The organism is Streptomyces sp. VNUA24 (assembly GCF_029167005.1).
GTDB lineage: Bacteria > Actinomycetota > Actinomycetes > Streptomycetales > Streptomycetaceae > Streptomyces > Streptomyces scabiei.
In genome coordinates, this window is record NZ_CP119143.1 from 7,752,551 (window position 1) to 7,777,444 (window position 24,894).

The following is a 24,894-nucleotide window of genomic DNA, read 5'->3' on the forward strand; positions in this document are numbered from 1 at the left end:
TTGCATCACTCCGGCATCGCAGTCGCCTTTCGTCTGCTGATTGCCTGGATGGCGGTGCGGTGAGCCGCACCCGGCAAGCAAGTTCCCTGGCGAGCGCCTACATGGCCAGAGGCATGGCCGTCCAACGAGGAGACCCGACGATGCACCTTGTGGCACGAGTACTTGCTTGGGTGAGGGCGATGCTCTTCAGCCCACCGGAAACCAGCAGCACTGCCTGTGCCGCGGCTTCGGAACCTGTCCAGAGGCCGCCCGTGCCCCAGCCATCTCCCGAGATGTGGGCCGCGATCCTCGCGAGCGCTCGCCGCCGCCGCGGTTCGTGCCGAAGGTCGCCCAGGCATCTCCCCGCCATCACAGCCGACGAGATCACCAGCACCCTCGTGGGCATCTATCTCCTCCCACCCGAAGTACGCCAACGCGCACGAGCCGCAGCGCGGGTCGCCGAGGAGGCATACCGATGAACAACGTTCAGAACGAGCGGCCCACCGCTTCCCGCTCCGGGATGCCCATGCTGCGCGCCTACCGGCTGTGGTTCGAGCACACCCGCAAGTGCGCCGACGGCTGCAAGGGCACCCCCAAGGCCCAGGACGGCTGCGAGGCCGGACGCCAACTGTGGGGCACGTACCGCCTCGCCCGCACCGGAAGGACGACGCCATGACCTGGACCATCCAACGCCCGCCAGGCCGCCCCGTACGCCGCACCGACGACAATCACCTCGCTGTCCCCCTGCGTCTGTTCCTCACCGACGGCCACGCCACGGACGCCGAACTGAACCTCACCCTCGCCGAGGCGGAACACCTGCATGCCGCTCTCTGTCGAGCCCTGGACGGCGAGGTACCTCGTCCATCCGCACCGGACTGCCGTCAGTCGGTTCAGGTCTCGCCTGGGATGGCGCACATCGTGGGACGCGCCTAGCTTTCCGGGCGTCGGGGCCGCAGGCGTCCTCGCGCCGTGGAGATGACGCCTACGGCCTCCTTCTCGGTCTGCTCATCCGACCGAGACGCAATCAATCGCGACCCCGGCCCGCCGTCGGGTCTCGGCGGTGCTGTCCCAAGGCCCTTGCCCGGCGGCCCGGTTGCTGGTTCGGTCCCGGCCGTTGGGCAGGCAGCCATCTCCGTCCGACCGAGCACCACGGGGCGGGCGGAAATGGCGCTGGGGCCCGGCCCTTTCGGGCCTCGACGACAGAAGCAAGGTCCAGGACCACCCCAGGCGGGTGCTACCCGCGACACAGAGGAGAAGCATGTTCGTCCACTCCGACCGTCTGCCCACGAGCACGGCGGTCCCGCAGGGAACCATCACCCCGCCGCCATGGGGAGTCGGCCGCATGGCGCCCTACCCCACCATGGCCCCCGCGTACACGACCGTCCGTCTGGACCCGGCCACCCAGACCGCCGTGTTCTTCGACGCGGCCGACCAGGTCATGGAGATGCCGGGCCACGGCACCAGCACCGGCACCAGCCCCTCCACCGGCACCAGCCCCGACGGGCAGAACCAGGGCGCCACGGACACCGATACCGGGAGTGACAGCGACCAGTGAATGACCCGCGTCCGGTGCTGGTCGTCACCAGCCTGCACGACCCCACCGCCGACGTGGTGATCCGCGAGCTGCACGACCGGGACATCCCTGTCGTGCGGCTCGACTCGGGGGACTTTCCCGCATCACTGTCGGTGGAGGCGGAGATCACCCCGCACGGCATCCAGGGCCGTCTCCTCACCCCGTCCCGCACCGCCGACCTGGCCAACATCCGTGCCCTCTTCTACCGTCGGCCGACCGGGTTCGCCTTCCTGCACCTCGACGAGCAGGACGCGCGGTTCGCCATCACCCAGGCCCGATACGGGCTCGGCGGAGTGCTGGCATCACTGCCTGGCTGCCTCTACGTCAACCATCCCCACCGCATCGGAGACGCGGAGTTCAAACCGTCCGGTCTGGCCGCAGCCGTGGAGGCCGGCTTCCTGGTGCCGCCCACGCTCGTCACCTCCAGCCCCGAAGCCACTCGGGCCTTCATCGCGCGGCACGGCTCGGTCATCTACAAGCCGCTGCACAACCCTGTCTACCGAGTCGATGGCGTCTCGAACGTCGTGAAGGTCGCCGAGGTGTCCGCAGCGGACGTCGACGACGGTGTGGCGGGCACGGCCCACCTGTTCCAGAGACGTATCCCCAAGACCGCCGACGTACGGGTGACCGTCATCGGTGATCAAGTGTTCTGCGTCCGGATCGACTCGGACCTCTTGGACTGGCGCACCGACTACGACCGACTGGCCTACAGCCCTGCGGAGCCGCCGCGCGGAATCGTGCCGGCTCTCCGCCACTACTTGGACCACTTCGGGCTCGTCTTCGGGGCTTTCGACTTCTGTGTGGCCGAAGACGGGCAATGGTGGTTCCTTGAGTGCAACCCCTCCGGCCAGTGGTACTGGCTGGAAGCCGAGACGGGTCTGCCGATGTGCGCGGCCCTGGCAGACCTCCTGGAGAGGAAGACCACGACGTGACCGACGACAAGGGGCTCCGTCTCGCGCTCGCCGAACGCTTGGCCGCGAGCGGTCAGATGCGTACCGATCTGTGGCGAGCCGCCGTCGAGGCCGTGCCCCGGCACGAGTTCCTGCGCGGCGGTTTCTTCGAACGCGTCGAGGGCCCGGGGCGGACCGCCTGGCGACCCGTTCTTCCCGATGCCTCCCGATGGCTCGGTCGCTGCTACGACGATGACTCCCTCGTCACCCAGATCGCCGGAACCATCGCACCTCGCGACATCCACGGGGAGATCCTGCGTGAACCCACGTCATCCAGCACCCTGCCCGGCCTCGTCGTTCGCATGCTTGAAGACCTCCAGGTCGAAGACGGGCACAGCGTGCTGGAGATCGGAACCGGCACCGGCTACTCCACCGGCCTTCTCTGTCACCGGATCGGGGACGACCTCGTGACGTCCATGGAGGTCGACCCGGAGGTCTCCGCCCGTGCGCGTGTCCCATTGGGGCACGCCGGGTTCGCACCGCTTCTGGTGGTGGGCGACGGGCTGGCCGGTCATCCGGACGGTGCCCCGTACGACCGGGTGATCGCCACATGCGGCGTCACGGAGCTGCCGTATGCGTGGGTGGAGCAGACCCGGCCCGGCGGGATCATCCTCGCCACCCTCGGAGGCTGGCTCCACTCCTCCGAACTCGCCCGCCTCACCGTGGATGAGGACGGCACCGCCCGCGGTCGACTCCTCGACGGCCACATCTCCTTCATGATCGCCCGGCCCCAGCTCCCACCCCCGCTGGGCCTGCTGCCGGATCTGGACGACAGCGACGACGAACGCGCGACTCCGCTCGCCGCTGACTGCCTGGACGACTGGGACACGCGCTTCGTCGCTCAACTCGCGGCACCCCGCGCGCAGCGTCTCAGCCTCGACCTGGACGGCCGAACCGAACACCTGCTGGTCGACGTCGGCGCGGGCGCCTGGGCCGCTCTCGTCCAGGACGGTGCCGGTTGGACCGTACGGCAGGGCGGCCCCGTGCGCCTGTGGGACGACATCGAGGAGACTGTGACCCAATGGCGTGCTGACGGCGCTCCCGGACTCGATCGCTTCGAGGTGACCGTCACCCCTGACGGACAGACCGTGACCTGGTCCAAGGTCTGACGGCAACGAGCACCAGGAGGGCGCGGGCGATGGCGGAAGAGGAGTCCCTGCACGAGTGGGTTGCCCGAAGAGACCGACGTCGGGCGGCGGAACGGGAGATGACCGGCACACGCCGCGCCGTTCCCCTCGCCGACGGAGCCCGCGCCTCGCACGTTGCCCCCGATGCCCCGCGTGCCCTGCTCGAATGGGACGGGCACGCATGGGTGACCGTCGGCGTCGCCTCGAACGCGGATGCCGCCCGAGAGTTCCTCGGTCACCTGGCCACCCCCGCGCCCGAGAACGAGCCGGACGGCCGGCCCGCCCACCCTGGCCTCGGGCCCGGCCGAGGACGTCACCGTAAGCCCTGACGGCCCACGCGCTCGTGGCTGCCTTCTGCCAGGTGGGGACTGCCGCCCAGAGCGATGTAGATGGCCGTGTCCGCCGAGGAGGACGCTGAAGATGCGTTCGCCCTGGTGTGCCATCGCTTCAGCGGTCTGCTCCGCGTCGTCCAGCGCGTCACCCGGGACGCCGACGAACCACGAGCCGATGGCCGACCTTTGGCCTTGACCTCGGCGCGCCGCCTTGATCGATTGATCCCGTGGCCACAGATCCCAGCGAGTACGAGAAGGCGATGCCACTCGTGGCGGCCCACCTCGCGAAGATCGAGCGGGCGGTCGACCGGACCCGCGCCTCGCACTCTGGACAGCCGTATGCCGTAGTGCATCGAGCACTTGTCGAAGCACTACGGGACGAGGACGCTCAAGGTGTCGTCCCGCAGGTCATCGAGGAATGGGCGCGACGGATCTCCGAGCCTCCCGTAAGCCCTTAGGACGACCAACGGCGACCACCAGGCGCACGGGGCCCGGAGGAGACGGACACTTTTCGAGTGTCGTCGGTCTGGCGGGTGTCGGCAGGTTCGGAGTGGTGTCCGGCAGCGGAGTCAGCGTCGGCGCCACGGTCTCTGGCGCGGTTCGTAGGTAGAGGTCATTCCTGGCATCCGGGGGCGAGATGCCTTCTTCCAACTGACCCAAGCCCCCCAAGAGAACAAGGCGCTGACGACCAGGCCACGGATAACGTCTGGGGCGTTGTGACCGTTTGCGGCGCTGAGCAAGCCGCCCATGGCGCAGACGATGAGGAACAGCGAGAGAGCCGACCAGATGACGATCTTCATGGCGGGAACGGTATCCGGCCCCCGTCGGCCCGGTCCCACCCACCGGGCCGGTTGCCTGATGGACCGGCGGCTGTCGGGCGGAGCCGTCGTCGTCCCTCACCACAACCGCACGGCCAATGTCACCTCCGCCCCGGCCCCCGTCAGGTCTGTCGTCACCGTCAGGCGGTCCGTGACCAGGTGGGCGAGCCAGAGGCCGCGCCCGGGGCAGGTGCCGGTGAGGCCGGGGAGGAGTTCGGGGATGGCGGGGACGAAGCCGGGGCCGCTGTCGGTGATGCGGCACTCCAGTTCATGGGGGAGGCGGCGCAGTTCGAGCCGGCCCTGGCCGCCGGCGTGCTCGACCGCGTTGGTGGCGATCTCGCTGACCGCGAGCGTGAACTCGCCGAGGCGGACGCCGCCGAGGCCCGCCGCCGCGGCCGTGTCCTCCACCTGGACGCGTACCTGGGGCAGGTTCTCGCCCGTGAAGTGCCGCTTCAGCAAGAGGGTCCCGGGGGCGCGGCCTGGGGCCTCGCGGCCCGGGCCGCCGATCGTTCCTGTACCGCTGTCCGTCTCCCCGCCCGGCATCACGGCCGCCTCCTCTCGATGGGACTCGATGGGTACGAGCACGGGTGCTGGGCGTCAAAGGTGAACTGCCGCACCCCGCCCACGCTAGCCGTGTTCGTTCGATGTGTACCCAGGAGATCGAGAGGGCATCGTGCCTGGTCAAAACCGTGTGTATTCGATCGAATCGTGATCGGTTCCGCCCGACCTCGGCTGATCGGTTTGCGTTCATCGATCGGCTGGGGCCCGGCGGCGGGGTGCGGTCCGCCGGTGTCCATCGGTGGCGCTGCCCATCCGCCCGGTCCGTCGTGGGGTCCGGTCCGCGCGGAAATGGGTGCTCGACCCGATGGTGGCGCCGGGAGGCCGCGTGTGACCGTGGCGGTACACCCGCTCACCGGTCCGGAGGGAGGAGTCATGACGCAGTCCGGCACCGAACCCCCGCACGCCCCGCCGATCGCTCCGAGGGAGGGGACGGCGCGCGACGGCCCGCACACGGAGGGTCCCCGCCCGCGTCCCCGCCCGCCGCGTGCGTACCGCCGGCGACGCGGCCGTGCCTGGGCCCTCCTGGCCGTCTCGCTGGCGATGCTGGTCATGGGCATGGTGCTGCCGCAGGGCCTGCTCCTCGCGTCGGGCCTGGTCGCGGCCGGGATGGCGACACATCTGCTGGCACCACCGGACCGACCCGAACGCCCCGGCCCCGACGAACACCCCGGCCCCGACGAACACCCCGGTCGCGACGAGCGCCCCGAACTGACCGATCGCCCCGACCTGACCGATCGCCCCGGCCCCGTCGGCGCCGACCGCGCCGGTTCCGCGCCGACGGGCCCCTGACCTTCCCCGCCCGCCGCTACTTGCCCGTCACCCGCGCGATCGACTCCAGCACCTTCCGCGGGTTCCCCTGGGGGTTCACCGCCCCGCCGATGCGCGCCCGGACGGCCGCGGCGACCTCGGACCAGTCGGTCTCGGCGACGGGGTAGAGGCGGAGGTTCTGCAGGGTGTCGAGGCCGCTCCACAGGGCCCGGTGGGCCTTGTCCGCGCGCATCGCGTCGGCGGCGGAGGTCGTGACGGGGAGCAGTTCGTACTGGGCGGCCTGCTCGGTGACGTACTTGTCGGTGTAGAGGAAGTCGAGGAACTCCCCGATGGCGGCGCGGTGGTCGTCGTTGCGGAAGGCGACGACCCAGTCCGCCGTGCCCATCGTGGGGGTCTCCTTCCCGTCGCGGCTCGGCAGCGGCACCGCGCCGTAGGGCACGGAGTCGGAGGAGTCCGCGATCTGACGGACCAGCGACAGCGGGGCGTTGACCATGGCCGCGTCACCGGTGAGGAAGGCGTCGACGGCCTCGCCGCGGTTCAGTTCGCCGGGCGGGACCGGGCCGGTGAGACCCTCGCCGACCAGGTTCTCCTTCAGCCAGGTCAGCGTCGCCACATTGGCGGGGGAGGCGATGTCGTAGCGGTTCGTGGAGTCGGTGTAGCCGCCGTCACCGGCCAGCAGCCACATCAGCGTCTCGGCCTCCGCCTCCTCCGGTCCCAGCGGCACGGCGATCGGGTACTTCACCCCCTGCGCCTTCAACGCCCGCGCGGCGGACTGGAGTTGGTCCCAGGTCTTCGGCGGCTTCAGGCCCGCCCGCGCGAACAGGTCCTTGTTGTAGTAGAGCAGGCGGGTGCTCGCGGTGAACGGCAGGCCGTACTGCGCCCGGTCCATCTCCCCGGCGTTCGCGAGACTGCGGACGAAGGAGGCCTGGACCTGGACCGACAGTACCTCGTCCGCGCTGTAGAGCAGGTCCCGCGCGGCGTACTCGGAGTAGCTGTCCGTCTGCACGATGTCGGGCGCCTCACCCCGCTCGACGAGCTTCGCGACCTTCTCCTCGACCTCGTCCGGGCCGTAGACGCGCACGTCCACGTCGATGCCGGGGTGCGCGGCGCCGAACGCCAGGGTGACCCGGTCCCAGTAGCCCTCGGAGTTCTTGCGCACGCTGTCGCCGTAGTTGGTCGCGACGACGGTCAGGGAGACCGTCCTCGACTCGGCGTCCGCGCCGCCGCCGCAGCCGGACAGCCCGGCCGCCAGCCCCAGCGCGGCCGTGACCGCCACGATCGTCCGGGCGTTGTGGCGCACGGTCCACCCACCTCCAGCTCTCGGCCGCACCCGGCACGGGCGGGTACGGAGTTGCGACGGGGCTTGATCGTAGGGCGCGCAGGGATGTGCGGGGCGCCGTGGGCGTTGCGTTCTGGTTCCGACGGCGTGACGGAGTGGCCTCGTGACCGGGGGCACGACCGGCGACGTGACCGGGGCGCGCCACCGCCGACAGGAGGTACGCGGCCGGCGCCCCCGCCGTTCAGCCGGCCGGCCGGGGTCCGGCCCGCTCGGTGGCCACCGGGTGAACTCCCGGACTCCTGCGGAGGTATCGCGGACGTATCCCGGATGAAACCGCCCAACGGGGGCCTGCGGAACGGCGTTTCGCCACAACCCCCGGTTCCGGAGCCGGGTCGTACCGGGTGCTCGTTCCGGCGCTCAGCTAAGGAGAACCCCGCCATGCCCACCCGTGGACTGCCCAGGCACAGAGCCGTCACCGCCCCCGCCGCCGCTGTCGGCGCCGCCCTCATGCTCGCCCTGGCCTGCGTCCCGCTCACCGCGTCCCCCGCCCTGGCCGCCCCCGCGCCCGCCGCCTCCCTCGTGCACGACAAGGGCGAGTTGTGGTTCAAGGCAGCGCCCGGCCAGGCGAACCGGTTGACGGTGTCGGCGAAGATCGTGGAGCGGACGGAGTGGGAGGCGGACTACGTGCTGACCTTCAACGACCGGTACGCCATCACCCTCGCCGCGAAGGAGTGCACCTACCCGCAGCCGGCCGACCGCACCGTCGCCGAGTGCGCGGTCCCGATCCCGATGAACTCCGACGACACGGACATCTACGACGTCGGCCTCGGCGACGGGAACGACACCGTCACGATCACCGCCGCCAACTCCGCGTACGCCACGATCTACGGCGGCGCCGGCAACGACGTCCTGCTCGGCAACCGGTCCGTCGTGCTGCACGGCGAGGACGGCGACGACCGGATCGACGGCGGCGGTGGCGTGTGGGGCCTCGGCTCCTTCGGCGGACGCGGTGACGACGTCCTCAGCGACTGCTCCTACGCCTGCCACGGCGGCGCCGACGACGACACGCTCACGGGCGGCGCCGAATCCGACGGCCTGTACGGCGACTCCGGCGACGACATCCTGCGCGGCCGGGCCGGCGCCGACGCCCTGCACGGCGGCAAGGGCGACGACAGGCTGTACGGCGAGGACGGCGACGACAGGCTCCAGGGCAACAGCGGCGACGACGTCCTGTACGGCGGCAGGGGCAGGGACACCCTCTCCGGCGGGCCCGGCCGCGACAAGCTCCACCAGAACTGACGCACCCCGCCTTCCGGCCGGGCGGTGCCGCGCGGCCGGGAGACGCGGACAGGGCGACGCCCCCGACAGGGCCTGGGCGGTCCGTCGGGGGCGTCGCCCCATGGGGTCCTTCAGGGGGCGGTCCGGCTCACCCCACCTGGTTGTACACCGCGCCGGCCGCGGGCCACCCCTGGGGCTCCTCCAGGGGCTCCGGCTGGGTGCGGCCGCGTACCTGGGCGGCGGTGAGGCCCTGGGCCGCGCCCATGGTGCGGCGGTTCTGGGCGGCGGTCGCGAGGCCGGGCATGCCGGTCTGGGCGACGGGCTGCAGACCGGGAACCGGCATGGCGGCGGCCGGTGCGGCGGGCATCGGTGCCGGAGCGGGGACCGGCATCGGCATCGGGGCCGGAGCGGGTGCCGGGGCCGGGAACTGCATCGGCATCGGAGCCGGAGCCGGAGCGGGTGCCGGGGCGGGGACGGGCGACGCGAACTGCATGGACGCGGCGGCGGGAACGGGCGCCGGAGCGGGCGCGGGCGCCGGCGTCGGCGCGGGGGAGGCGAACTGCATGGAGGACGCGGGCGCCGGGGCCGGCATGCTCATGGCCTGTGCGGCGAGGTTGTGCATGCCCGTGCCGTTGGTCTCGCTCATCAGCCGGTCCACGGCCGCCGTACCCGAGCTGTAGCTGGTCCCGGTGCCCAGCTCGGGTACGGCGGCTCCCCTCCTGGACCCGTAGAGAACCGACTCCAGGCCGGACACCAGGCGACGCACGTCGACCTGGGGCCGGACCACGAGTCGCAGGAAGCGACTGGACGAGCCGACCTTGTTGCCGCACTCGCGGACCAGGATCCGGTGCTCGGTGAGCAGCCGGTCGCGGACCACGGTGCCCTCGGCGCCCACGGGCAGACGCACGAAGAGGAAGTTCCCCTGCGACGGGTAGACCGTCAGCCCGGGGAGGGCGGAGAGCTGGCGGGCCATGTCCAGCCGGTCGCGGCGGACCTGGTGCAGGCTCTCCATGTATTCGGCGCCGTGGTTCTTCAGCATGAACACCACGTGCTCGGCGAAGGAGTTGAGGTTCCACTTCGGCAGCATCGAGCGGACCTTGCCGGCCAGCGCCGGGTTGGCGACCAGATAGCCGAAGCGGATGCCGTGCAGGCCGAAGTTCTTGCCGAGGCTGCGCAGCACGACCACGTTGGGCCGCATGACCGCGTCCTGGACCGTGGACGGCTCGGACTCGGCGTCGGCGAACTCCAGGAAGGACTCGTCGATGACGATCAGGTCCAGGTCGGCCATCGCGTCCATGAACTGCACCAACGCGTGCCGGTGCAGGAAGCCGCCGTCGGGGTTGTTCGGGTTGCAGATGACGGCGACCCGGGTGCCGCGGGCCCGGATGAACTCGGCGTACTGTGCGAGGTCGAGGGCGAAGCCGCTGGACTCCTGGAGCGGGAACATGTCGACCCGCTTGCCGGTCTCCATCGGCTGGTCGGTCCAGCGGCCGAAGGTGGGGACGGGGACGGCGAGGGACTCACGGACCATCAGATGGTCGAGCCAGGTGATGAGTTCGGTCGAGCCGTTGCCCATCGCCACGCACTGCGGCGGGAGTTGGAGCAGGTTGCACAGCTCGGCGGTGATGGTGTCGGCGCTGCTCGGGTAGTACGTGATGATGTCCCGCAGCCTGCTCGCCATGTCGTCGAACATGGCGGGCGTGGGGAAGTACGGGTTGCACGGGATACAGAAGTCCACCGGCCCCACCCCGTCGCCGCCCTCACGCGTCAGCGCAGCCATCGAGGGGCTGTGCGCCGCGGTGCTGCGGAACAGCGAGGTGACGTTGTCGGACATGGAACCTCCGTAGGGGGCGGGCCCGTTGGGGACGGCCGGGCCCGACGACTAAGGGCGGCCCGTGCGGGGGAGCACGGGCCGCCCTTACATACGGGGGCCGGAAGGGTTCCGTTCAACCGCTGAGATTTCGGTAAGAACATGTGAGCCGTCTGTGAAGACCCTGGCGCCGGCGCCGGCAGGCCGGGCCGCGGTCAGCCGAAGGTGTGGAGGGTCGTGGACCGGTAGGTCTCCCCGGGGCGCAGCACCGTCGAGGGGTACGACGGCTGGTTCGGCGAGTCGGGGAAGTGCTGGGTCTCCAGGCACAGCGCGTCGCCCTGCCGGTAGATCCTCCCGGAGCCTCCCACGAGCGTGCCGTCGAGGAAGTTGCCGGAGTAGAACTGCAGCCCCGGTTCGGTGGTCGAGATCCGCAGGGTGCGGCCGGACGCCGGGTCGGTGAGGGTGGCGGCCCACTCCGGCTCGGCGGTGACCCCCTTGTCCAGGACCCAGTTGTGGTCGAACCCCTTGGCGTGCAGCAGCTGCCGGTCGGCCGTGCGCAGGTCGTCGCCGACCGCCTTGCCCGTGCGGAAGTCGAAGGGGGTGCCCGCGACCGGCACCGGTTCACCGGTGGGGATCAGGCCCGGGCCGACCGGGGTGTAGCGGGCGGCGGCGATCGTCAGCTCGTGGTCGAGGACCGAGCCGCTGCCCTCGCCCGCGAGGTTCCAGTACACGTGGTTCGTGAGGTTGACGACCGTGGCCCGGTCGGTGGTGGCCTCGTAGTCGATGCGCCACTCGCCCCGCTCGGTGAGGGTGTAGGTCACCCGCACGTCCAGGGTGCCGGGGTAGCCCATCTCGCCGTCCGCGCTTCGGCGGGTCAGGCGCAGGCCCACGTCGGTGCCGTCCGTGAACGGCTCGACGTCCCACACGGCCCGGTCGAAGCCGTCCGTCCCGCCGTGCAGACTGTTCGCGCCGTCGTTCGCGGGCAGTTCGAACGTCTCGCCGTCGAGCGTGAAGCGGCCCGCGCCGATCCGGTTGCCGTACCGGCCGATCAGCGCGCCGAAGTAGGGCGACCCGGCGACGTACTCCTCGACGGTGCCGAGGTTCAGGGAGATGTTCGCGTACCGGCCGTCGCGGTCCGGGGTCTCCAGGGACTGCACGATCCCGCCGTACGACAGGACCTTCAGCCGGGTGCCGCCGTTCTCCAGCGACCAGCGGTGGATCTCGGTGCCGTCGGAGAGCGTGCCGAAGAGTTCCTTCACGGGTGGGGTCCCGCCTTTCTCCCATGGGAAAGGGGCCCCGCCGGTTCGGCGAGGCCCCCTTGCCGTGCGGTCAGCTGCCGCCCTTGCGCTTGTTCCACACGTCGAATCCGACGGCCGCCAGCAGGACGAGGCCCTTGATGACCTGCTGCCAGTCGGTGCCGATGCCGACGAGGTTCATACCGTTGTTGAGAACACCGAGGACGAGACCACCGATGATCGCACCGAGGACGGTGCCGACGCCGCCGCTCATCGACGCGCCGCCGATGAAGGACGCCGCGATGGCCTCCAGCTCGAAGTTGAGGCCCGCCTTCGGGGACGCCGCGTTGAAGCGTGCGGCGAAGACCAGACCGGCCAGCGCGGCCAGCATGCCCATGTTGAGGAAGATCAGGAAGGTGACCTTCTTGTCCTTCACACCGGACAGCTTGGCGGCGGGCAGGTTGCCGCCGATGGCGTAGATGTGGCGGCCGATGATCGCGTTGCGCATCACGTAGCCGAAGCCGACGACGAGCGCGCCGAGGATCAGCAGGACGATCGGGGCGCCCTTGTAGCTGGCGAGCAGCATGGTGACGGTGAGCAGGGCCGCGGAGATCGCGACGAGCTTGAGGACGAACAGGTTCATCGGCGGCACGTCGAGCGCGAACTCCTGCTGCCGGCGCCGGTCGCGGAACTCCTGGAGCACCACGAATCCGATGAGGGCGAAGCCCAGCAGCAGCGTGAGGTTGTGGTAGTTGGTCTCCGGGCCGACCTCGGGGAGGAAGCCGTTGGCGACCTTCTGCAGGCCCTCCGGGAACGGGCCGAGGGTCTGGCCCTTGAGGAAGATCTCGGTGAGACCGCGGAAGACCAGCATGCCCGCCAGGGTCACGATGAACGACGGTATGCCGAGATACGCGATGAAGAAGCCCTGTGCGGCTCCCGCCGCGGCGCCCACGGCCAGACACAGCAGCACGGCCAGCGGCCACGCTATGTCGTTGTCGACCATGAACACGGCGGCCATCGAGCCGATGAACGCGGTCAGCGAGCCCACGGACAGGTCGATGTGGCCGGCGATGATGACCAGCATCATGCCGATCGCGAGGATCAGGATGTAGCTGTTCTGCAGCACCAGGTTCGACACGTTGCGCGGCAGCAGCAGGTCGCCGTCGGTCCACACGGCGAACAGCGCCACGATCAGGCCGAGGGCGATCAGCATGCCGTACTGCCGCATGTTGCGGCGCATACCGTCCAGTACCAGCTGGAGCAGGCCGCCGCCCGCCGCCGTCCCGCTCTTGCCGGGCGGCGCGGGGGCCGGGCTCTTGGCGGTCACGTCCGTGCTCATCGGGTTACCTCTTTGTCCTTCGTCATCTGACGCATCAGCGATTCCTGCGTGGCCTCGGCACGCGAGAACTCACCCGTCAGCCGCCCTGCGGCCATCGTGTAGATGCGGTCGCACATTCCGAGCAGTTCCGGCAGCTCGGAGGAGATGAAGACGACCGCCTTGCCCTCGGCCGCCAGCTTGTCGATGACCGTGTAGATCTCGTACTTGGCACCCACGTCGATCCCGCGGGTCGGCTCGTCCAGGATCAGCACATCGGGACCCGCGAAGATCCACTTGCTGAGGACGACCTTCTGCTGGTTGCCGCCGGAGAGCTTGCCCACCGGCTCGAAGACGGTCGGCGCCTTGATGTTCATCGACTTGCGGAACCGCTCGGCGACCTTCCGCTCCTCGTGCTCGTCCACCACGCCGGCCTTGGCGACCTTGCCCAGCGCGCTGAGCGAGATGTTGCGGTTGATGGTGTCGATGAGGTTGAGGCCGTAGTGCTTGCGGTCCTCGGTGACGTAGGCGATGCCGTGCTCGACCGCCTCGGGGACGGTCCGGGTACGGATCTCCTTGCCGTCCTTGAGGACCGTGCCGCCGCTGTGGCGGCCGTAGGTGCGGCCGAAGACGTTCATCGCCAGTTCGGTCCGGCCCGCGCCCATGAGGCCCGCGATGCCGACGATCTCACCACGCCGCACCTGGAGGGACACGTCGTCGACCACCTTGCGCTGCTGGTCGATCGGGTGGTGCACGGTCCAGTTGCGGATCTCCAGGGCGGGCGAGGCGCCCAGCTCCGGCTCGTGCGGGGTGCGCTCCGGGAAGCGGTGCTCCAGGTCGCGCCCCACCATGCCGCTGATGATCCGGTCCTCGGTGGTCTCCGCGGCCTTCACGTCGAGGGTCTCGATGGTCTGGCCGTCGCGGATGATCGTCACCGAGTCGGCGACCTTGCGGATCTCGTTCAGCTTGTGGGAGATGATGATCGAGGTGATGCCCTGCTTCTTCAACTCCAGGATGAGATCGAGGAGTTTGTCGCTGTCCTCGTCGTTCAGGGCGGCCGTCGGCTCGTCCAGGATGAGGAGCTTCACCTTCTTGGAGAGCGCCTTGGCGATCTCCACGAGCTGCTGCTTGCCCACGCCGATGTCGGCGACGCGGGTGTCCGGGTGGTCGGAGAGCCCGACCCGGCGCAGCAGCTCGGTGCCGTGCCGCAGGGTCTCCCGCCAGTCGATGAACCCGCCCTTGGCGTGCTCGTTGCCGAGGAAGATGTTCTCCGCGAGGGAGAGGTAGGGCGACAGCGCCAGCTCCTGGTGGATGATGACGATGCCGCGCTGCTCGCTGGCCCTGATGTCCTTGAACTCGCAGGGCTCACCCTCGAAGAGGATGTCGCCCTCGTAACTGCCGTGCGGATGGACGCCGGAGAGGACCTTCATGAGGGTCGACTTGCCGGCGCCGTTCTCGCCGCAGATGGCATGGACCTCGCCCTGCTGGACGGTCAGTGTGACGTCCGACAGCGCTTTGACGCCGGGAAAGGTCTTGACGATCGAGCGCATTTCCAGGACGGGTCCCGCCATGGTCGTGCCTTCCAATCAGTGGTCGGTCGGGGGATCCGTCTGACTAGTTGAGGTCGCTCTCCTTGATGTAGCCGGAGTCGACGACGGTCGCCTTGTAGTTGGACTTGTCGACGCTGACCGGCTCCAGCAGGTAGGCGGGGACGACCTTCGAGCCGTTGTCGTAGGTCTTGGTGTCGTTGACCTCGGGCTTCTTGCCCTTCAGCAGCGCGTCGACCATGTTCGAGGCGACCTTGGCCAGCTCACGGGTGTCCTTGTAGACGGTCATCGACTGGTCACCGGCGATGATCGACTTCACCGAGGCGACCTCGGCGTCCTGGCCGGAGACGATCGGCAGCGGCTTGCTCTTGGAGCCGTAGTCGTCCGACTTCAGCGCGGAGATGATGCCGATGGAGATGCCGTCGTAGGGGGACAGGACGGCGTCCACGCGGTCGCTCTTGTACGCCGAGGTCAGGATGTCGTCCATGCGCTTCTGGGCGGTGCCGCCGTCCCAGCGCAGGGTGGTGACCTGGTTCAGCTCGGTCTGGCCGGACTTGACGACGAGCTGCTTCTTGTCGATGTAGGGCTGCAGGACGTTCATGGCGCCCTGGAAGAAGTAGCGGGTGTTGTTGTCGTCGTTGGAGCCGGCGAACAGCTCGATGTTGAACGGGCCCTTCTTGGAACCGTCCTTGAGGCCCAGCTTCTCGACGATGTAGCCGCCCTGGAGCTCGCCGACCTTCTCGTTGTCGAAGGAGGCGTAGTAGTCCACGTTCTTCGTGCCGAGGATCAGACGGTCGTAGGAGATGACCGGGATGTCGGCGTCGGCGGCCTGCTGCAGCACGTTGTTCATCGACTTGTTGTCGATGGCGGCGACGATGAGGGCCTTCACGCCCTGCGTGATCAGGTTCTCGATCTGGCCGACCTGCTGGTCCGGGTCGTCCTCGCCGTAGACCAGCTTGGTCTTGTAGCCCATCTTCTCGAGGTTGGTCACCACGTTCTTGCCGTCGGCGATCCAGCGCTCGGAGGACTTGGTCGGCATCGCGATGCCGATCGTGCCGCCCTCGGCGCTGCCGCCCTTGTCGTCGCTGCCACCCTCACTGTTCTGGCCGCAGGCGGTCAGGGTCAGGGCGAGAGAGGCGGTGGAGGCGATGGCGGCGAGTGCGGCTCGGCGAGTGCGCATGATCATCATCCTTGATGTCTTGAAGGCTCTGTACGTTCTGGCGGGGACGGCGCTTCATGAGCCGAAAGGAGCCAGAGGAGATGTGGGGGATTCTGTGTGACTGCGTCTTCTTCTGTGAAGCCAGTTGTCCGCTTCGTTATGAGGGAGTTTCGAAGCGCTTCAGATCTCCGGGCAAACGGGTACCGAGCGGCGCCATGTCGCCGTCCGCTCCGTGCCGCGCGAGGAGATCCAGGGCCAGCCGGCCGCGCCGTACGCGTTCCTTCGCCGTGGACAGGGTGAGGTCCCGCATGTGGTGCCCGTAGGGGTAGATCCCGGGGGCCTTCGACAGGCCGAACTTCAGGTAGATCGGTGCGCCGCGCCGGATCAGCTCGGCGACCTCGTACATCCTCACATAGCCGCCGAGGTCGTCGGGCGCCTCGATGTACATGTCCATGGGAGCGCCCGACACCCGCCGGATCTCGGTGAGGTGATCGAGCGTCAGGTCGCTCGGCACGTTGATCGAGTCGCCGCCGAGGTTCTCGTAGACGGCGTAGGCGGTCGGGTTGACCGGGCCGATCAGCGCCGACACCTTGAAGGTCGTGTCGGCCGGGATGATCCCCTCCACCCGCGCCCGGTGCAGCGTCCACAGCACACCCTCGTCGGCGACCAGCAGGCACTTCACACCCAGCTCGGTCGCGCGCACGGCGTCCTCGACGCACCCGGCGACCGCGTCGTGCCCGCGGGCCCGCAGACCGGCGCCCTTGGAGTCGGTACGGGTGGAGCCGCCGATGTCCCAGGTCCCGCGGGGGCCGGTGAACAGGCAGAGCTCGATGTCACGCTCGGCCGTCGCCTCCACCATCTCGGTGATCTCGGCGTCGGTGAGCATCCACACGCCGCTGCCCTGGCTGATCCGGTGGATCGGCACGTCGAGCCGCGAGGCCTCCTTGAGGACCACGCCGAGCGCCTCGGGCCCCTCGACGGAGGGCACCTCGGTACGCCAGCGGCCACCGCCGGGGAAGGAGTGCGGGGAGGCGTCGGAGGGGTCGAGGGCGGGTGCGTTCAGCCCGAGCGCGGCGAGGGCCTGCTCGCCGGGTCGGCGCGGCGCCGGAGCGGTGGTGTCGGTCACAAGCTGTCCTTCTGGCTGCATCGGATTCGATATTTCGGACAAGGTTCGCGGCTCTTGGTGCACAAAGCTCGTGGATGTGCGCCGGTACGAGGTCGTCAGGTGGCCCCGTACCGGCGCACGGCTCAGGGGTGTGTCATGGCCGCAGCAGGACCTTTCCGACGGTCGGGTCACCGGACCCCACCAGCTCGATGGCCTGCGGGAACTGCTCCAGCGGCAGCTCGTGCGTGACCAGCGGCAGCGGGTCCAGCAGCCCGGCTCCGAAGACCCGCACGGTGTGCGCCCAGGCGTCTGGCGCCGCGCCGAACACCGTGTGCACCTCCAGCTGCCGTACGACCAGGTCGGTCGGGTCGAGCCCGTCCGCGCCCGCCGCCGGGATGCCCGTCAGGACCAGCCGGCCGCCGCGCCGCAGCAGGGCGGCGGCCGTGGTGGCCGCGTCCGCCGACCCGGCGGTCTCGATGACGACGTCGAAGTCGCCGGGCAGCTCCTGGTCCTTGGTGCGGAAGTCCGTGGCGCCGAAGCGCTTCGACAGCTCCGCCCGGTCCGGCCGGGTGCCCACGACGAGCAGCTCGGCCGGGGACGCCGCCTTCAGGAACTGAACGGCGAACATGCCGAGCGTTCCCGTGCCCACCACGGCCACCCGCTCGCCCGGGACGGCGTTCGCCTTGAGCGCGGCGGCCGCGATGCACGCGGCCGGCTCCAGCAGTGCCGCCGCCGACAGATCCGCGTCGTCCGGGAGAACGTGCAGCAGACGGGCCGGCAGGGTGAGGGTCGTGGCCATCGCGCCGGGCTGGGTGAACCCGGTCTCCTCGTACCCGGCCGAGCACAGCGTGGTCTCGCCCGCGTGGCAGCGGTCGCACACCTGGCAGTTCCGGAAGCCCTCGCCCACGACCTTGCGGCCGACAAGACTTGAAGGGACACCGTCACCGACCGCGGTGACCGTGCCGGACCACTCGTGGCCCGGCGTCAGGGGGTAACGGACGTACCCCTCCGGCCTGTTGCCCTGGAAGACCTCGCGGTCGCTGCCGCAGATCCCGGAGGCGTGCACCCGGACGAGGGCCTCGCCGGCCGCCGGCTGCCGGGGCTCGTGCGGCACCAGCCGGTGCTCGCCCGGCGCCTCGATGACGACGGCGGCGGCCGGGGAGCCGGCGCCGGCCGCGTCGGGCGTGGCGGTCACTGGCTGCCCTTGGGCTTGCGCTGCTCCCAGCCCTCGGCCCACAGGTCGAAGCGGGCCTGCTGCTGCGGGAACTCCGCCGCCGCGTCCACGTCGAGCTCGACACCGAGACCGGGCTTGTCGGACAGGTGGAAGTAGCCGTCCACGACCTCCGGGGCCCCCGAGACGACCTTCTTGATCTCCGCGTCCGCGAAGTCGTTGAAGTGTTCGAGGATCTTGAAGTTCGGGGAGGTGAAGCCGACCTGCAGCGAGGCTGCGGTGAGCACGGGACCGCCCACGTTGTGCGGCGCGACCAGCGTGTAGTGGGTCTCGGCGGTGGCCGCCAGCTTGCGGGTCTCCCAGATGCCGCCGATGTGGCCGACGTCGGGCTGGATGATGTCCACGGCCTGGCTCTCGAAGAGCTCGCGGAACTCGATCCGGTCGTGGATGCGCTCACCCGTGGCCACCGGGATGTCCACCTTGGCGGCGACCTTCTCCAGCGCCTTCAGGTTCTCCGGCGGGCACGGCTCCTCCAGCCACGCGGGCTTGAAGGGCGCCAGGTCCTTGGCCAGACGGACGGCGGTGGAGGGCGAGAACCGGCCGTGCATCTCCAGCATCAGCTCGGCGTCCGGCCCGATCGCGTCGCGCACGGCCTCGATCAGCGAGACGGCGTACAGGCTCTGCTCGTGGTCCAGCTCGAAGTGACCGGTGCCGAAGGGGTCGATCTTGAGCGCCTTGTAGCCGCGCTCCATGACGCCCTGCGCCGCCTTGTGGTACGCCTCGGGCGTGCGCTCGGTGGTGTACCAGCCGTTGGCGTACGCCTTGACCTTGTCGGTGACCTTGCCGCCGAGCAGCTGCCAGACCGGCACGCCGAGGGCCTTGCCCTTGATGTCCCAGCAGGCCATCTCGATGACGGCGATGCCCGACATCACGATCTCGCCGGCCCGGCCGTAGTCGCCGTACTTCATCCGCTTGACGAGGTCCTCGACAGCGAACGGGTCCGACCCGAGAATATGGTTGGTCTTGGCCTCGTGCAGATAGCCGAGCAGCGCGTCGGTGTGGCCCAGCATGCGGGTCTCGCCGACGCCGGTGAGCCCCTCGTCGGTGTGCACCTGTACGTAGGTCAGGTTCCGCCACGGCGTCCCGACCACGTGCGTGCTGATTCCCGTGATGCGCACGGTACTCCCTGTCCTCTGTGGTCTGTGTCTGTTCGAAATTTCGTCGCTCGTTCGAAATGCTGATCGCGACAGTAAGGACGACCCGGTCTGGGTGTCAATGGGGTGAACCCACAACGGTTGCGCGTCGAGGCGGCCGGAGACCCGGAGGCGGGCGGGCGGTCCCGGCCGTCCGGGCCCGGCGCGCCTGGTCCACAAGGTTCCTACACAACTTTCACGGGCCCACCCGGGAACGTCACCGCCGCGGAACATAATCTTCCGGCGTCATGGATTACTGCCACCCGTGCCAACGGCACCTCAATGGCGCCTTCTCCTGCTCGGGATGCGGCGCGTCGGCCGAAGAGTGCCGCACCCACCCGGACGCCCTGTCCGCCGGGGACGACACGGCCGCCGACGAACACGAGACCCACCTCGAACCCGGGACCACCCCCGCGGGCCCCGGCGGACGCCGCGCCCGCTCCCGTGGCCGGGGCCGCGGGGCACGGGTCGCGCAGGCAGCCCCTGACGTGGACGAACTCGACGGCGAGGCGCCCGAGTTCGGGCACGGCCTCGCGGAGGACGCCCCGGGCGACACCCCGGAGGACGGCCCGCGCCGGGACCGGTCCCGGGGGCGTGGCCGCGGGCGCGGAGCGCGGGCCGGACGGCGGGACCGCAAGGCCGCCGCGCACCGGCGCCGGCGCCGCCGGGTGCTCATCGCCGGGGCCGGGCTGCTGCTCGCCGCCGGCGGACTGAGCCTCGCCGAACTCGGCATGGAGGCACCGCCGAAGGAGCCGCGCGCGGCCTCGGTCGACGACGTCTCCGACGCCTCGCCGACGGCTTCGGCGGGCGGCTCCGAACGGTCCGGTGACGGCGCGGGGGACGGGCCGGCCGACGCGGCGAAGGACAGGAAGAAGCCGGACAAGTCGGCCTCCCCGTCCGCCTCCGAGTCCGAGAAGTCCGCGGCCGAGGACACCGATGAGGACGGTGACGGCCCCGGGGACCGGTCGGCGTCCAAAGCCACGGCGAGCCCCGCCCCTTCGGCCGGGAAACCGACCTCGGACCCCGAGGAGACCGACGGGCCGACCGCCGGACCGACCGCGGACGAACCCGCCCCGCAGCCCAGTCCTTCGGCGACCTGCAAGCAGTTCCTGTGGTGGTGCTCCTAGAGAGAACGGGCAGGTCACAGCCCCCGGTGCGCGGCCCGCGCCGGGGGCTGCCGCATGCTCCGGCCGCCCTGTGCCCAACTCCCCGCGACGGCCGCGTTATTCAACCGTGACGACTTCCCCGGCGCATCCCTCTTGACCGCCATGAATTGTTAGCGCTCACAATGACGTCCGCATTCACCAGTCGACGCCCCAGGGCATCCGAGGAGGTACGACCGTCTTGCCGGCACCGTCCCCACTCGCCTCACCGGCGGCCGACCCGGGTTTTTCAGGGACCCGGAGGTGAAGCCGACGGCGCGGAACCATCCGCCCGCCGCACAGGGCCCGTCCACGGCGCGGGAACCGTCGCCGCCACCGGACTTACCCGCAGTACGGAACCACCCGCAGCACAGAGCCTGTCCACCGTCGACCGCCGAGGAGGTGCGGCCGTGACCCACTCGCAGCTCCGGCCGCCCACCATGGCCGACGTGGCGCGCCAGGCAGGCGTCTCCCACCAGACCGTCTCCCGGGTGCTGGGGGACCACCCCAACGTCCGGGACGAGACCCGCACGAGGGTGCAGCGCGCGATCGAGGAGATGGGCTACCGTCGCAACTCCTCCGCACGGGCCCTGGTGACCCGGCGCACCCAGACCCTGGGCGTGGTTGCCTCCAACACCACGCTCTACGGCCCCGCCAGCACGCTGTTCGCGCTGGAGGAGGCGGCTCGGGCCGAGGGGTACCTCGTCTCGACGGTCAGTCTTCGCGAACTGACCGTGGAGACGCTCTCCGAGGCGGTCGACCGCCTCAGCGACGGCGGCGTGGACGGAGTGATCGCTCTGGCCCCGCAGCGGTCGGCGGTCGCGGCCCTCGCCGGACTGCGGCTGCCCTTCCCGGTGGTGGCCGTGGGCACCGGCTCCGGCTCCGAGGTCCCCAGCGTCAACGTGGACCAGGAACTGGGCGCGCGGCTGGCCACCGGCCATCTGCTCGCCGCGGGGCACCGCAAGGTCTGGCACCTCGCCGGGCCCGAGGACTGGCAGGAGTCGGCGGACCGGACCGCCGGCTGGCGGGCCACCCTCGAAGAGGCGGGCGTCGAACCGCCGCAGCCGTTGCGCGGGGACTGGAGCCCGCTGTCGGGCTACCGGGCGGGCCAGGAACTGGCCGGCTGGGTGGGCCGCGGTCTGACCGCCGTCTTCGTCGCCAACGACCAGATGGCCCTGGGGGTGTTGCGCGCGCTGCGGGAGGCGGGCGTACGCACGCCCCAGGACGTGGCGGTGGTCGGCTTCGACGACATCCCGGAGTCGGAGTTCTTCGCCCCGCCCCTGACCACCGTCCGGCAGGACTTCACGACGGTGGGCCGGCGCAGCATCGCCCTGCTGCTCGACCTGATCGAGGGCCGGCCCCCCGCCGGACCGTCCAGGATCGCCATCGAACCGCAGCTCGTCGTCCGGGCCAGCACCTTCCCGTACCTGCCCTCGGCGGGCCCCCCGCCCGGCTGACGGGCACCGAACAACCGAACGCTTTTCATCCATCGGTGTGGCCGACATTTCGAACAATGATCGACAGGTTGGACGCAGTGCGGCCGGTCCACCACGAGTACCAACGGTCCTTCCCGGGCCGGCTCTTCAAAGGAGAAGACATGCTCAACAGACGTAACTTCCTCACCGCGGCGGTCGGCGTGGTGGCCGCGACGGGTCTGACGGCCTGCGCCAAGGAGGACAGCTCCTCCGGGGACTCGGGCAACGGCGGTGGCGGCAGCAAGAAGATCACCCTCGGCTTCTCCCAGGTCGGCTCGGAGAGCGGCTGGCGCAGCGCCAACACGGACTCGGTGAAGTCCGCGGCCAAGGAGGCGGGTTACGACCTCAAGTTCTCCGACGCGCAGCAGAAGCAGGAGAACCAGATCTCCGCGATCCGCAGCTACATCACCCAGGGCGTGGACGTCATCGCCTTCTCCCCGGTGGTCGTCACCGGCTGGGACGCGGTGCTCAAGGAGGCCAAGGCCAAGAAGATCCCGGTCGTCCTCACCGACCGCTCCGTCGAGACCTCCGACGAGTCCCTGTTCGTCACCCTGGTCGGCTCCGACTTCACCGACGAGGGCCGCCGCGCCGCCAAGATCCTGGAGAAGGTCCTGGAGAAGGCCGGCCACAAGGGCAAGGTGAAGATCGCCCAGCTGGAGGGCACCACCGGTGCCGCCCCCGCGATCGAGCGCGCCAAGGGCTTCAAGGAGGTCATGGACGCCGAGCACAAGGACGACTGGGAGATCGTCGTCAGCCAGACCGGTGAGTTCACCCGCGCCGGCGGCAAGCAGGTCATGGCGGCCTTCCTGCAGTCCAACCCGGACATCGACGTGCTGTTCGCGCACAACGACGACATGGGCATCGGCGCCATCCAGGCCATCGAGGCGGCCGGCAAGAAGCCCGGCAAGGACATCCTGATCGTCACGGTCGACGGCGTGAAGGACGGCTTCATCGCCATGTCCGAGGGCAAGATCAACGCCATCGTGGAGTGCAACCCGCTGCTCGGCCCTCAGCTGATGGAGGTCGTGGAGAAGGTCAAGAACGGCGAGAAGGTCGATCGCTGGATCAAGACCAAGGAGAGCGACTTCATGCAGGACCAGGCCAAGGACGCCCTCCCCACCCGCAAGTACTGACCGCAACCACCGGCAGGGAGCCTCCGGCCGACCGGGATCACGGTCGGCCGGGCCCCTCAGGGCCCTTCTGACGGTTCTCCGCGGCGTCGCGACGCCCGGCACGCCCTCTCGCCGCACCGGGCGAAAGCCCAAGTACGTCCAGTACGAGGTCTTCCGCCCGGCACGCCGAGAGCACGCACCGAACGCCGCTCCTTCTCCCACGGAGATCCGTCAGAAGGGCCCTAGGGCCTGCGGCGACGCGATCGCACGAGGGGCGCGGCGACGACCGCGCCCCGTGCGAGGGCTCGGGACCCGCGGTGCGCGGGTCCGGCCCCGACCGGCCCCGCGCGGGCCGGGACGAACGCACCACAGCCCACGTAAGTGAATTCCCCCACCGGACATCCCCGGTGGTCCTCGCTAGGAGACTTATGGCAGAGCCGCGGCCCGTCCTGGAGATGACGGGCATAGTCAAAGAATTCCCGGGGGTACGGGCTCTGTCGGGCGTCGACTTCCGGCTCTTCCCCGGCGAGATCCACGCGCTCATGGGCGAGAACGGCGCCGGCAAGTCCACCCTCATCAAGGTGCTCACCGGGGTCTACTCCCTGGACGGCGGAACGATCACCCTCGACGGGGAGTCCGTGCGGTTCGCCAGCCCGCTGCAGGCACAGCAGGCCGGCATCAACACCGTCTACCAGGAGGTCAACCTCTGCCCCAACCTCTCGGTGGCGGAGAACATCTTCATCGGCCGCGAGCCCACCCGCTTCGGCCGTATCCAGTGGAAGCGCCTGCGGCAGGAGGCCGCGGAGCTGGTCGACCGGCTCGGCCTCGACATCGACGTGACGGCCCCGCTGTCCTCCTACCCGCTGGCCGTGCAGCAACTGGTCGCGATCGTCCGGTCGGTGAGCACCGGCGGCGAGGAGGGGAAGGGCACCAAAGTCCTCGTCCTCGACGAGCCGACGTCCAGCCTCGACCGCGACGAGGTCCTCGAACTCTTCCGGCTGATGCGGCGGTTGAAGGACGACGGCGTCGCGATCCTCTTCGTCTCGCACTTCCTCGACCAGATCTACGAGATCTGCGACCGCATGACCGTCCTGCGCAACGGCACCCTCGTTGGCGAGCACATGGTCAGCGAACTCGACCAGGTCGGCCTGATCCAGCTGATGATCGGCAAGGACCTGGACCAGCTGGAGGAACTGCACGAGCAGCAGCTGCACGCCGACGTCGGCGAGACCCTGCTGCACGCCGAGGGCCTCGGCCGCACGGGCGGGATCGCCCCCTTCGACCTGGACATCAAGAAGGGCGAGGTCGTGGGCCTCGCCGGACTGCTCGGCTCCGGCCGCACCGAACTCGCCCGGCTGCTCTTCGGCGCCGACCAGCCCGACAGCGGCAAGGTCACCGTGGGCGGCCGGCAGGTCCCGATGCACGCCCCGAACGACGCCATCGGCGCCGGGGTCGCGTTCTGCTCGGAGAACCGCAAGACCGAGGGCCTGGTCCCCGACCTGACGGTCCGGGAGAACATCATCCTGGCCCTCCAGGCGTCCCGCGGCTGGACCCGGCCCATCCCGGCCGCCCAGCGCGACGAACTCGTCGCCAAGTACATCAAGGCCCTCGACATTCGGCCCGCCAACCCGGAGGCCCGCGTCGGCCAGCTCAGCGGCGGCAACCAGCAGAAGGTGCTGCTCGCCCGCTGGCTGATCACCCAGCCGAAGCTGCTGATCCTCGACGAGCCCACCCGCGGCATCGACGTCGGAGCCAAGGCCGAGATCCAGAAGCTCGTGGTGTCCCTCTCCGAGGACGGGATGTCCGTGCTCTACATCGCGGCCGAGCTGGAGGAGGTCCTCCGCCTCAGCCACACCATCGGCGTGCTGCGCGACCGCAAGCTGGTGGCGAAGCTCACCAACGGACCGGAGATCACCACCAGCCGGATCCTGGAGACCATCGCGAGCGGAGAAGACAGTTGAGCAC

23 protein-coding genes are annotated in these 24,894 nt (G+C 70.1%); 12 read left to right on the plus strand and 11 right to left on the minus strand.

Annotated elements, in window-relative coordinates:
- Nucleotides 1-454: 454 nt before the first annotated feature.
- The 6 genes from PYR72_RS33215 to PYR72_RS33240 all read left to right on the plus strand — a co-directional run bounded on the left by PYR72_RS33215 (nt 455) and on the right by PYR72_RS33240 (nt 3,958).
- Nucleotides 455-655 (plus strand): hypothetical protein, encoded by a 201-nt coding sequence (locus PYR72_RS33215; protein WP_275458711.1) that lies wholly within the window; start codon nt 455-457, stop codon nt 653-655.
- Nucleotides 652-912, plus strand: coding sequence for a hypothetical protein (locus tag PYR72_RS33220; protein ID WP_275458712.1), 261 nt, complete (start codon nt 652-654; stop codon nt 910-912). Before PYR72_RS33215 ends, PYR72_RS33220 begins: the two co-directional genes overlap by 4 nt.
- Before the next feature lie 325 nt (nt 913-1,237).
- Nucleotides 1,238-1,534 (plus strand): putative ATP-grasp-modified RiPP, encoded by a 297-nt coding sequence (gene tgmA / locus PYR72_RS33225; RefSeq protein ID WP_275458713.1) that lies wholly within the window; start codon nt 1,238-1,240, stop codon nt 1,532-1,534.
- Nucleotides 1,531-2,484 carry an ATP-grasp ribosomal peptide maturase gene (gene tgmB, locus PYR72_RS33230; RefSeq protein ID WP_275458714.1) on the plus strand — a complete coding sequence of 318 codons (954 nt, stop codon included), beginning with the start codon at nt 1,531-1,533 and terminating at the stop codon, nt 2,482-2,484. Before tgmA ends, tgmB begins: the two co-directional genes overlap by 4 nt.
- Entirely contained in the window at nt 2,481-3,611 is a 1,131-nt protein-coding gene (gene tgmC / locus PYR72_RS33235; RefSeq protein WP_275458715.1) for an ATP-grasp peptide maturase system methyltransferase, read from the plus strand. The genes tgmB and tgmC overlap by 4 nt, the downstream gene beginning before the upstream one ends.
- Nucleotides 3,612-3,640: 29 nt before the next feature.
- A complete protein-coding gene (locus PYR72_RS33240) occupies nt 3,641-3,958 on the plus strand; it encodes a DUF6087 family protein (protein ID WP_275458716.1) in 318 nt (105 codons plus the stop codon).
- Nucleotides 3,959-4,530: 572 nt separating this feature from the next.
- On the opposite strand, the gene PYR72_RS33245 is transcribed toward PYR72_RS33240, so the two are convergent.
- Both PYR72_RS33245 and PYR72_RS33250 read right to left on the minus strand, forming a co-directional pair.
- Entirely contained in the window at nt 4,531-4,761 is a 231-nt protein-coding gene (locus tag PYR72_RS33245; protein WP_275458717.1) for a hypothetical protein, read from the minus strand.
- Nucleotides 4,762-4,857: 96 nt separating this feature from the next.
- The gene (locus tag PYR72_RS33250; RefSeq protein ID WP_275458718.1) at nt 4,858-5,364 is read right to left on the minus strand and encodes an ATP-binding protein; all 507 of its coding nucleotides are present in this window, start codon (nt 5,362-5,364) and stop codon (nt 4,858-4,860) included.
- A 348-nt stretch (nt 5,365-5,712) separates the two neighbouring features.
- Here PYR72_RS33250 and PYR72_RS33255 point away from each other — a divergent pair, with 348 nt between their 5' ends.
- Nucleotides 5,713-6,129, plus strand: coding sequence for a hypothetical protein (locus PYR72_RS33255; protein WP_275458719.1), 417 nt, complete (start codon nt 5,713-5,715; stop codon nt 6,127-6,129).
- 16 nt (nt 6,130-6,145) lie between these two features.
- Here the strand turns inward: PYR72_RS33255 and PYR72_RS33260 are convergent, their stop codons facing one another.
- Nucleotides 6,146-7,408 carry an extracellular solute-binding protein gene (locus tag PYR72_RS33260; RefSeq protein WP_275458720.1) on the minus strand — a complete coding sequence of 421 codons (1,263 nt, stop codon included), beginning with the start codon at nt 7,406-7,408 and terminating at the stop codon, nt 6,146-6,148.
- Nucleotides 7,409-7,825: 417 nt separating this feature from the next.
- Here PYR72_RS33260 and PYR72_RS33265 point away from each other — a divergent pair, with 417 nt between their 5' ends.
- Complete coding sequence (locus PYR72_RS33265) at nt 7,826-8,686, plus strand: calcium-binding protein (RefSeq protein ID WP_275458721.1); 861 nt, start codon at nt 7,826-7,828, stop codon at nt 8,684-8,686.
- A gap of 127 nt (nt 8,687-8,813) precedes the next feature.
- Here the strand turns inward: PYR72_RS33265 and PYR72_RS33270 are convergent, their stop codons facing one another.
- The 8 genes from PYR72_RS33270 to PYR72_RS33305 form a co-directional block, all read right to left on the minus strand.
- Complete coding sequence (locus tag PYR72_RS33270) at nt 8,814-10,499, minus strand: histidinol-phosphate transaminase (protein ID WP_275458722.1); 1,686 nt, start codon at nt 10,497-10,499, stop codon at nt 8,814-8,816.
- 191 nt (nt 10,500-10,690) lie between these two features.
- The gene (locus PYR72_RS33275) at nt 10,691-11,734 is read right to left on the minus strand and encodes an aldose epimerase family protein (RefSeq protein ID WP_275458723.1); all 1,044 of its coding nucleotides are present in this window, start codon (nt 11,732-11,734) and stop codon (nt 10,691-10,693) included.
- Nucleotides 11,735-11,804: 70 nt separating this feature from the next.
- Nucleotides 11,805-13,049: a multiple monosaccharide ABC transporter permease gene (mmsB, locus tag PYR72_RS33280; RefSeq protein WP_275458724.1), complete on the minus strand. Its 1,245-nt coding sequence runs from the start codon at nt 13,047-13,049 to the stop codon at nt 11,805-11,807.
- The gene (mmsA, locus tag PYR72_RS33285) at nt 13,046-14,596 is read right to left on the minus strand and encodes a multiple monosaccharide ABC transporter ATP-binding protein (RefSeq protein ID WP_275458725.1); all 1,551 of its coding nucleotides are present in this window, start codon (nt 14,594-14,596) and stop codon (nt 13,046-13,048) included. The genes mmsB and mmsA overlap by 4 nt, the downstream gene beginning before the upstream one ends.
- Nucleotides 14,597-14,639: 43 nt before the next feature.
- Complete coding sequence (gene chvE / locus PYR72_RS33290; RefSeq protein WP_275458726.1) at nt 14,640-15,752, minus strand: multiple monosaccharide ABC transporter substrate-binding protein; 1,113 nt, start codon at nt 15,750-15,752, stop codon at nt 14,640-14,642.
- Between the two features lie 136 nt (nt 15,753-15,888).
- Nucleotides 15,889-16,857 (minus strand): hypothetical protein, encoded by a 969-nt coding sequence (locus PYR72_RS33295; protein WP_275458727.1) that lies wholly within the window; start codon nt 16,855-16,857, stop codon nt 15,889-15,891.
- Between the two features lie 133 nt (nt 16,858-16,990).
- Complete coding sequence (locus PYR72_RS33300) at nt 16,991-18,031, minus strand: alcohol dehydrogenase catalytic domain-containing protein (protein WP_275458728.1); 1,041 nt, start codon at nt 18,029-18,031, stop codon at nt 16,991-16,993.
- Nucleotides 18,028-19,185 carry a mandelate racemase/muconate lactonizing enzyme family protein gene (locus PYR72_RS33305; protein WP_041669839.1) on the minus strand — a complete coding sequence of 386 codons (1,158 nt, stop codon included), beginning with the start codon at nt 19,183-19,185 and terminating at the stop codon, nt 18,028-18,030. Before PYR72_RS33305 ends, PYR72_RS33300 begins: the two co-directional genes overlap by 4 nt.
- Before the next feature lie 263 nt (nt 19,186-19,448).
- Here PYR72_RS33305 and PYR72_RS33310 point away from each other — a divergent pair, with 263 nt between their 5' ends.
- The 4 genes from PYR72_RS33310 to PYR72_RS33325 all read left to right on the plus strand — a co-directional run bounded on the left by PYR72_RS33310 (nt 19,449) and on the right by PYR72_RS33325 (nt 24,890).
- Nucleotides 19,449-20,327, plus strand: coding sequence for a hypothetical protein (locus PYR72_RS33310; RefSeq protein WP_275458729.1), 879 nt, complete (start codon nt 19,449-19,451; stop codon nt 20,325-20,327).
- Nucleotides 20,328-20,752: 425 nt separating this feature from the next.
- A complete protein-coding gene (locus PYR72_RS33315) occupies nt 20,753-21,799 on the plus strand; it encodes a LacI family DNA-binding transcriptional regulator (protein WP_275458730.1) in 1,047 nt (348 codons plus the stop codon).
- A 140-nt stretch (nt 21,800-21,939) separates the two neighbouring features.
- Entirely contained in the window at nt 21,940-22,950 is a 1,011-nt protein-coding gene (locus PYR72_RS33320) for a substrate-binding domain-containing protein (protein WP_275458731.1), read from the plus strand.
- 407 nt (nt 22,951-23,357) lie between these two features.
- Nucleotides 23,358-24,890, plus strand: a complete 1,533-nt coding sequence (locus PYR72_RS33325) for a sugar ABC transporter ATP-binding protein (RefSeq protein ID WP_275458732.1) — start codon at nt 23,358-23,360, stop codon at nt 24,888-24,890.
- The last annotated feature ends 4 nt before the right edge of the window (nt 24,891-24,894 follow it).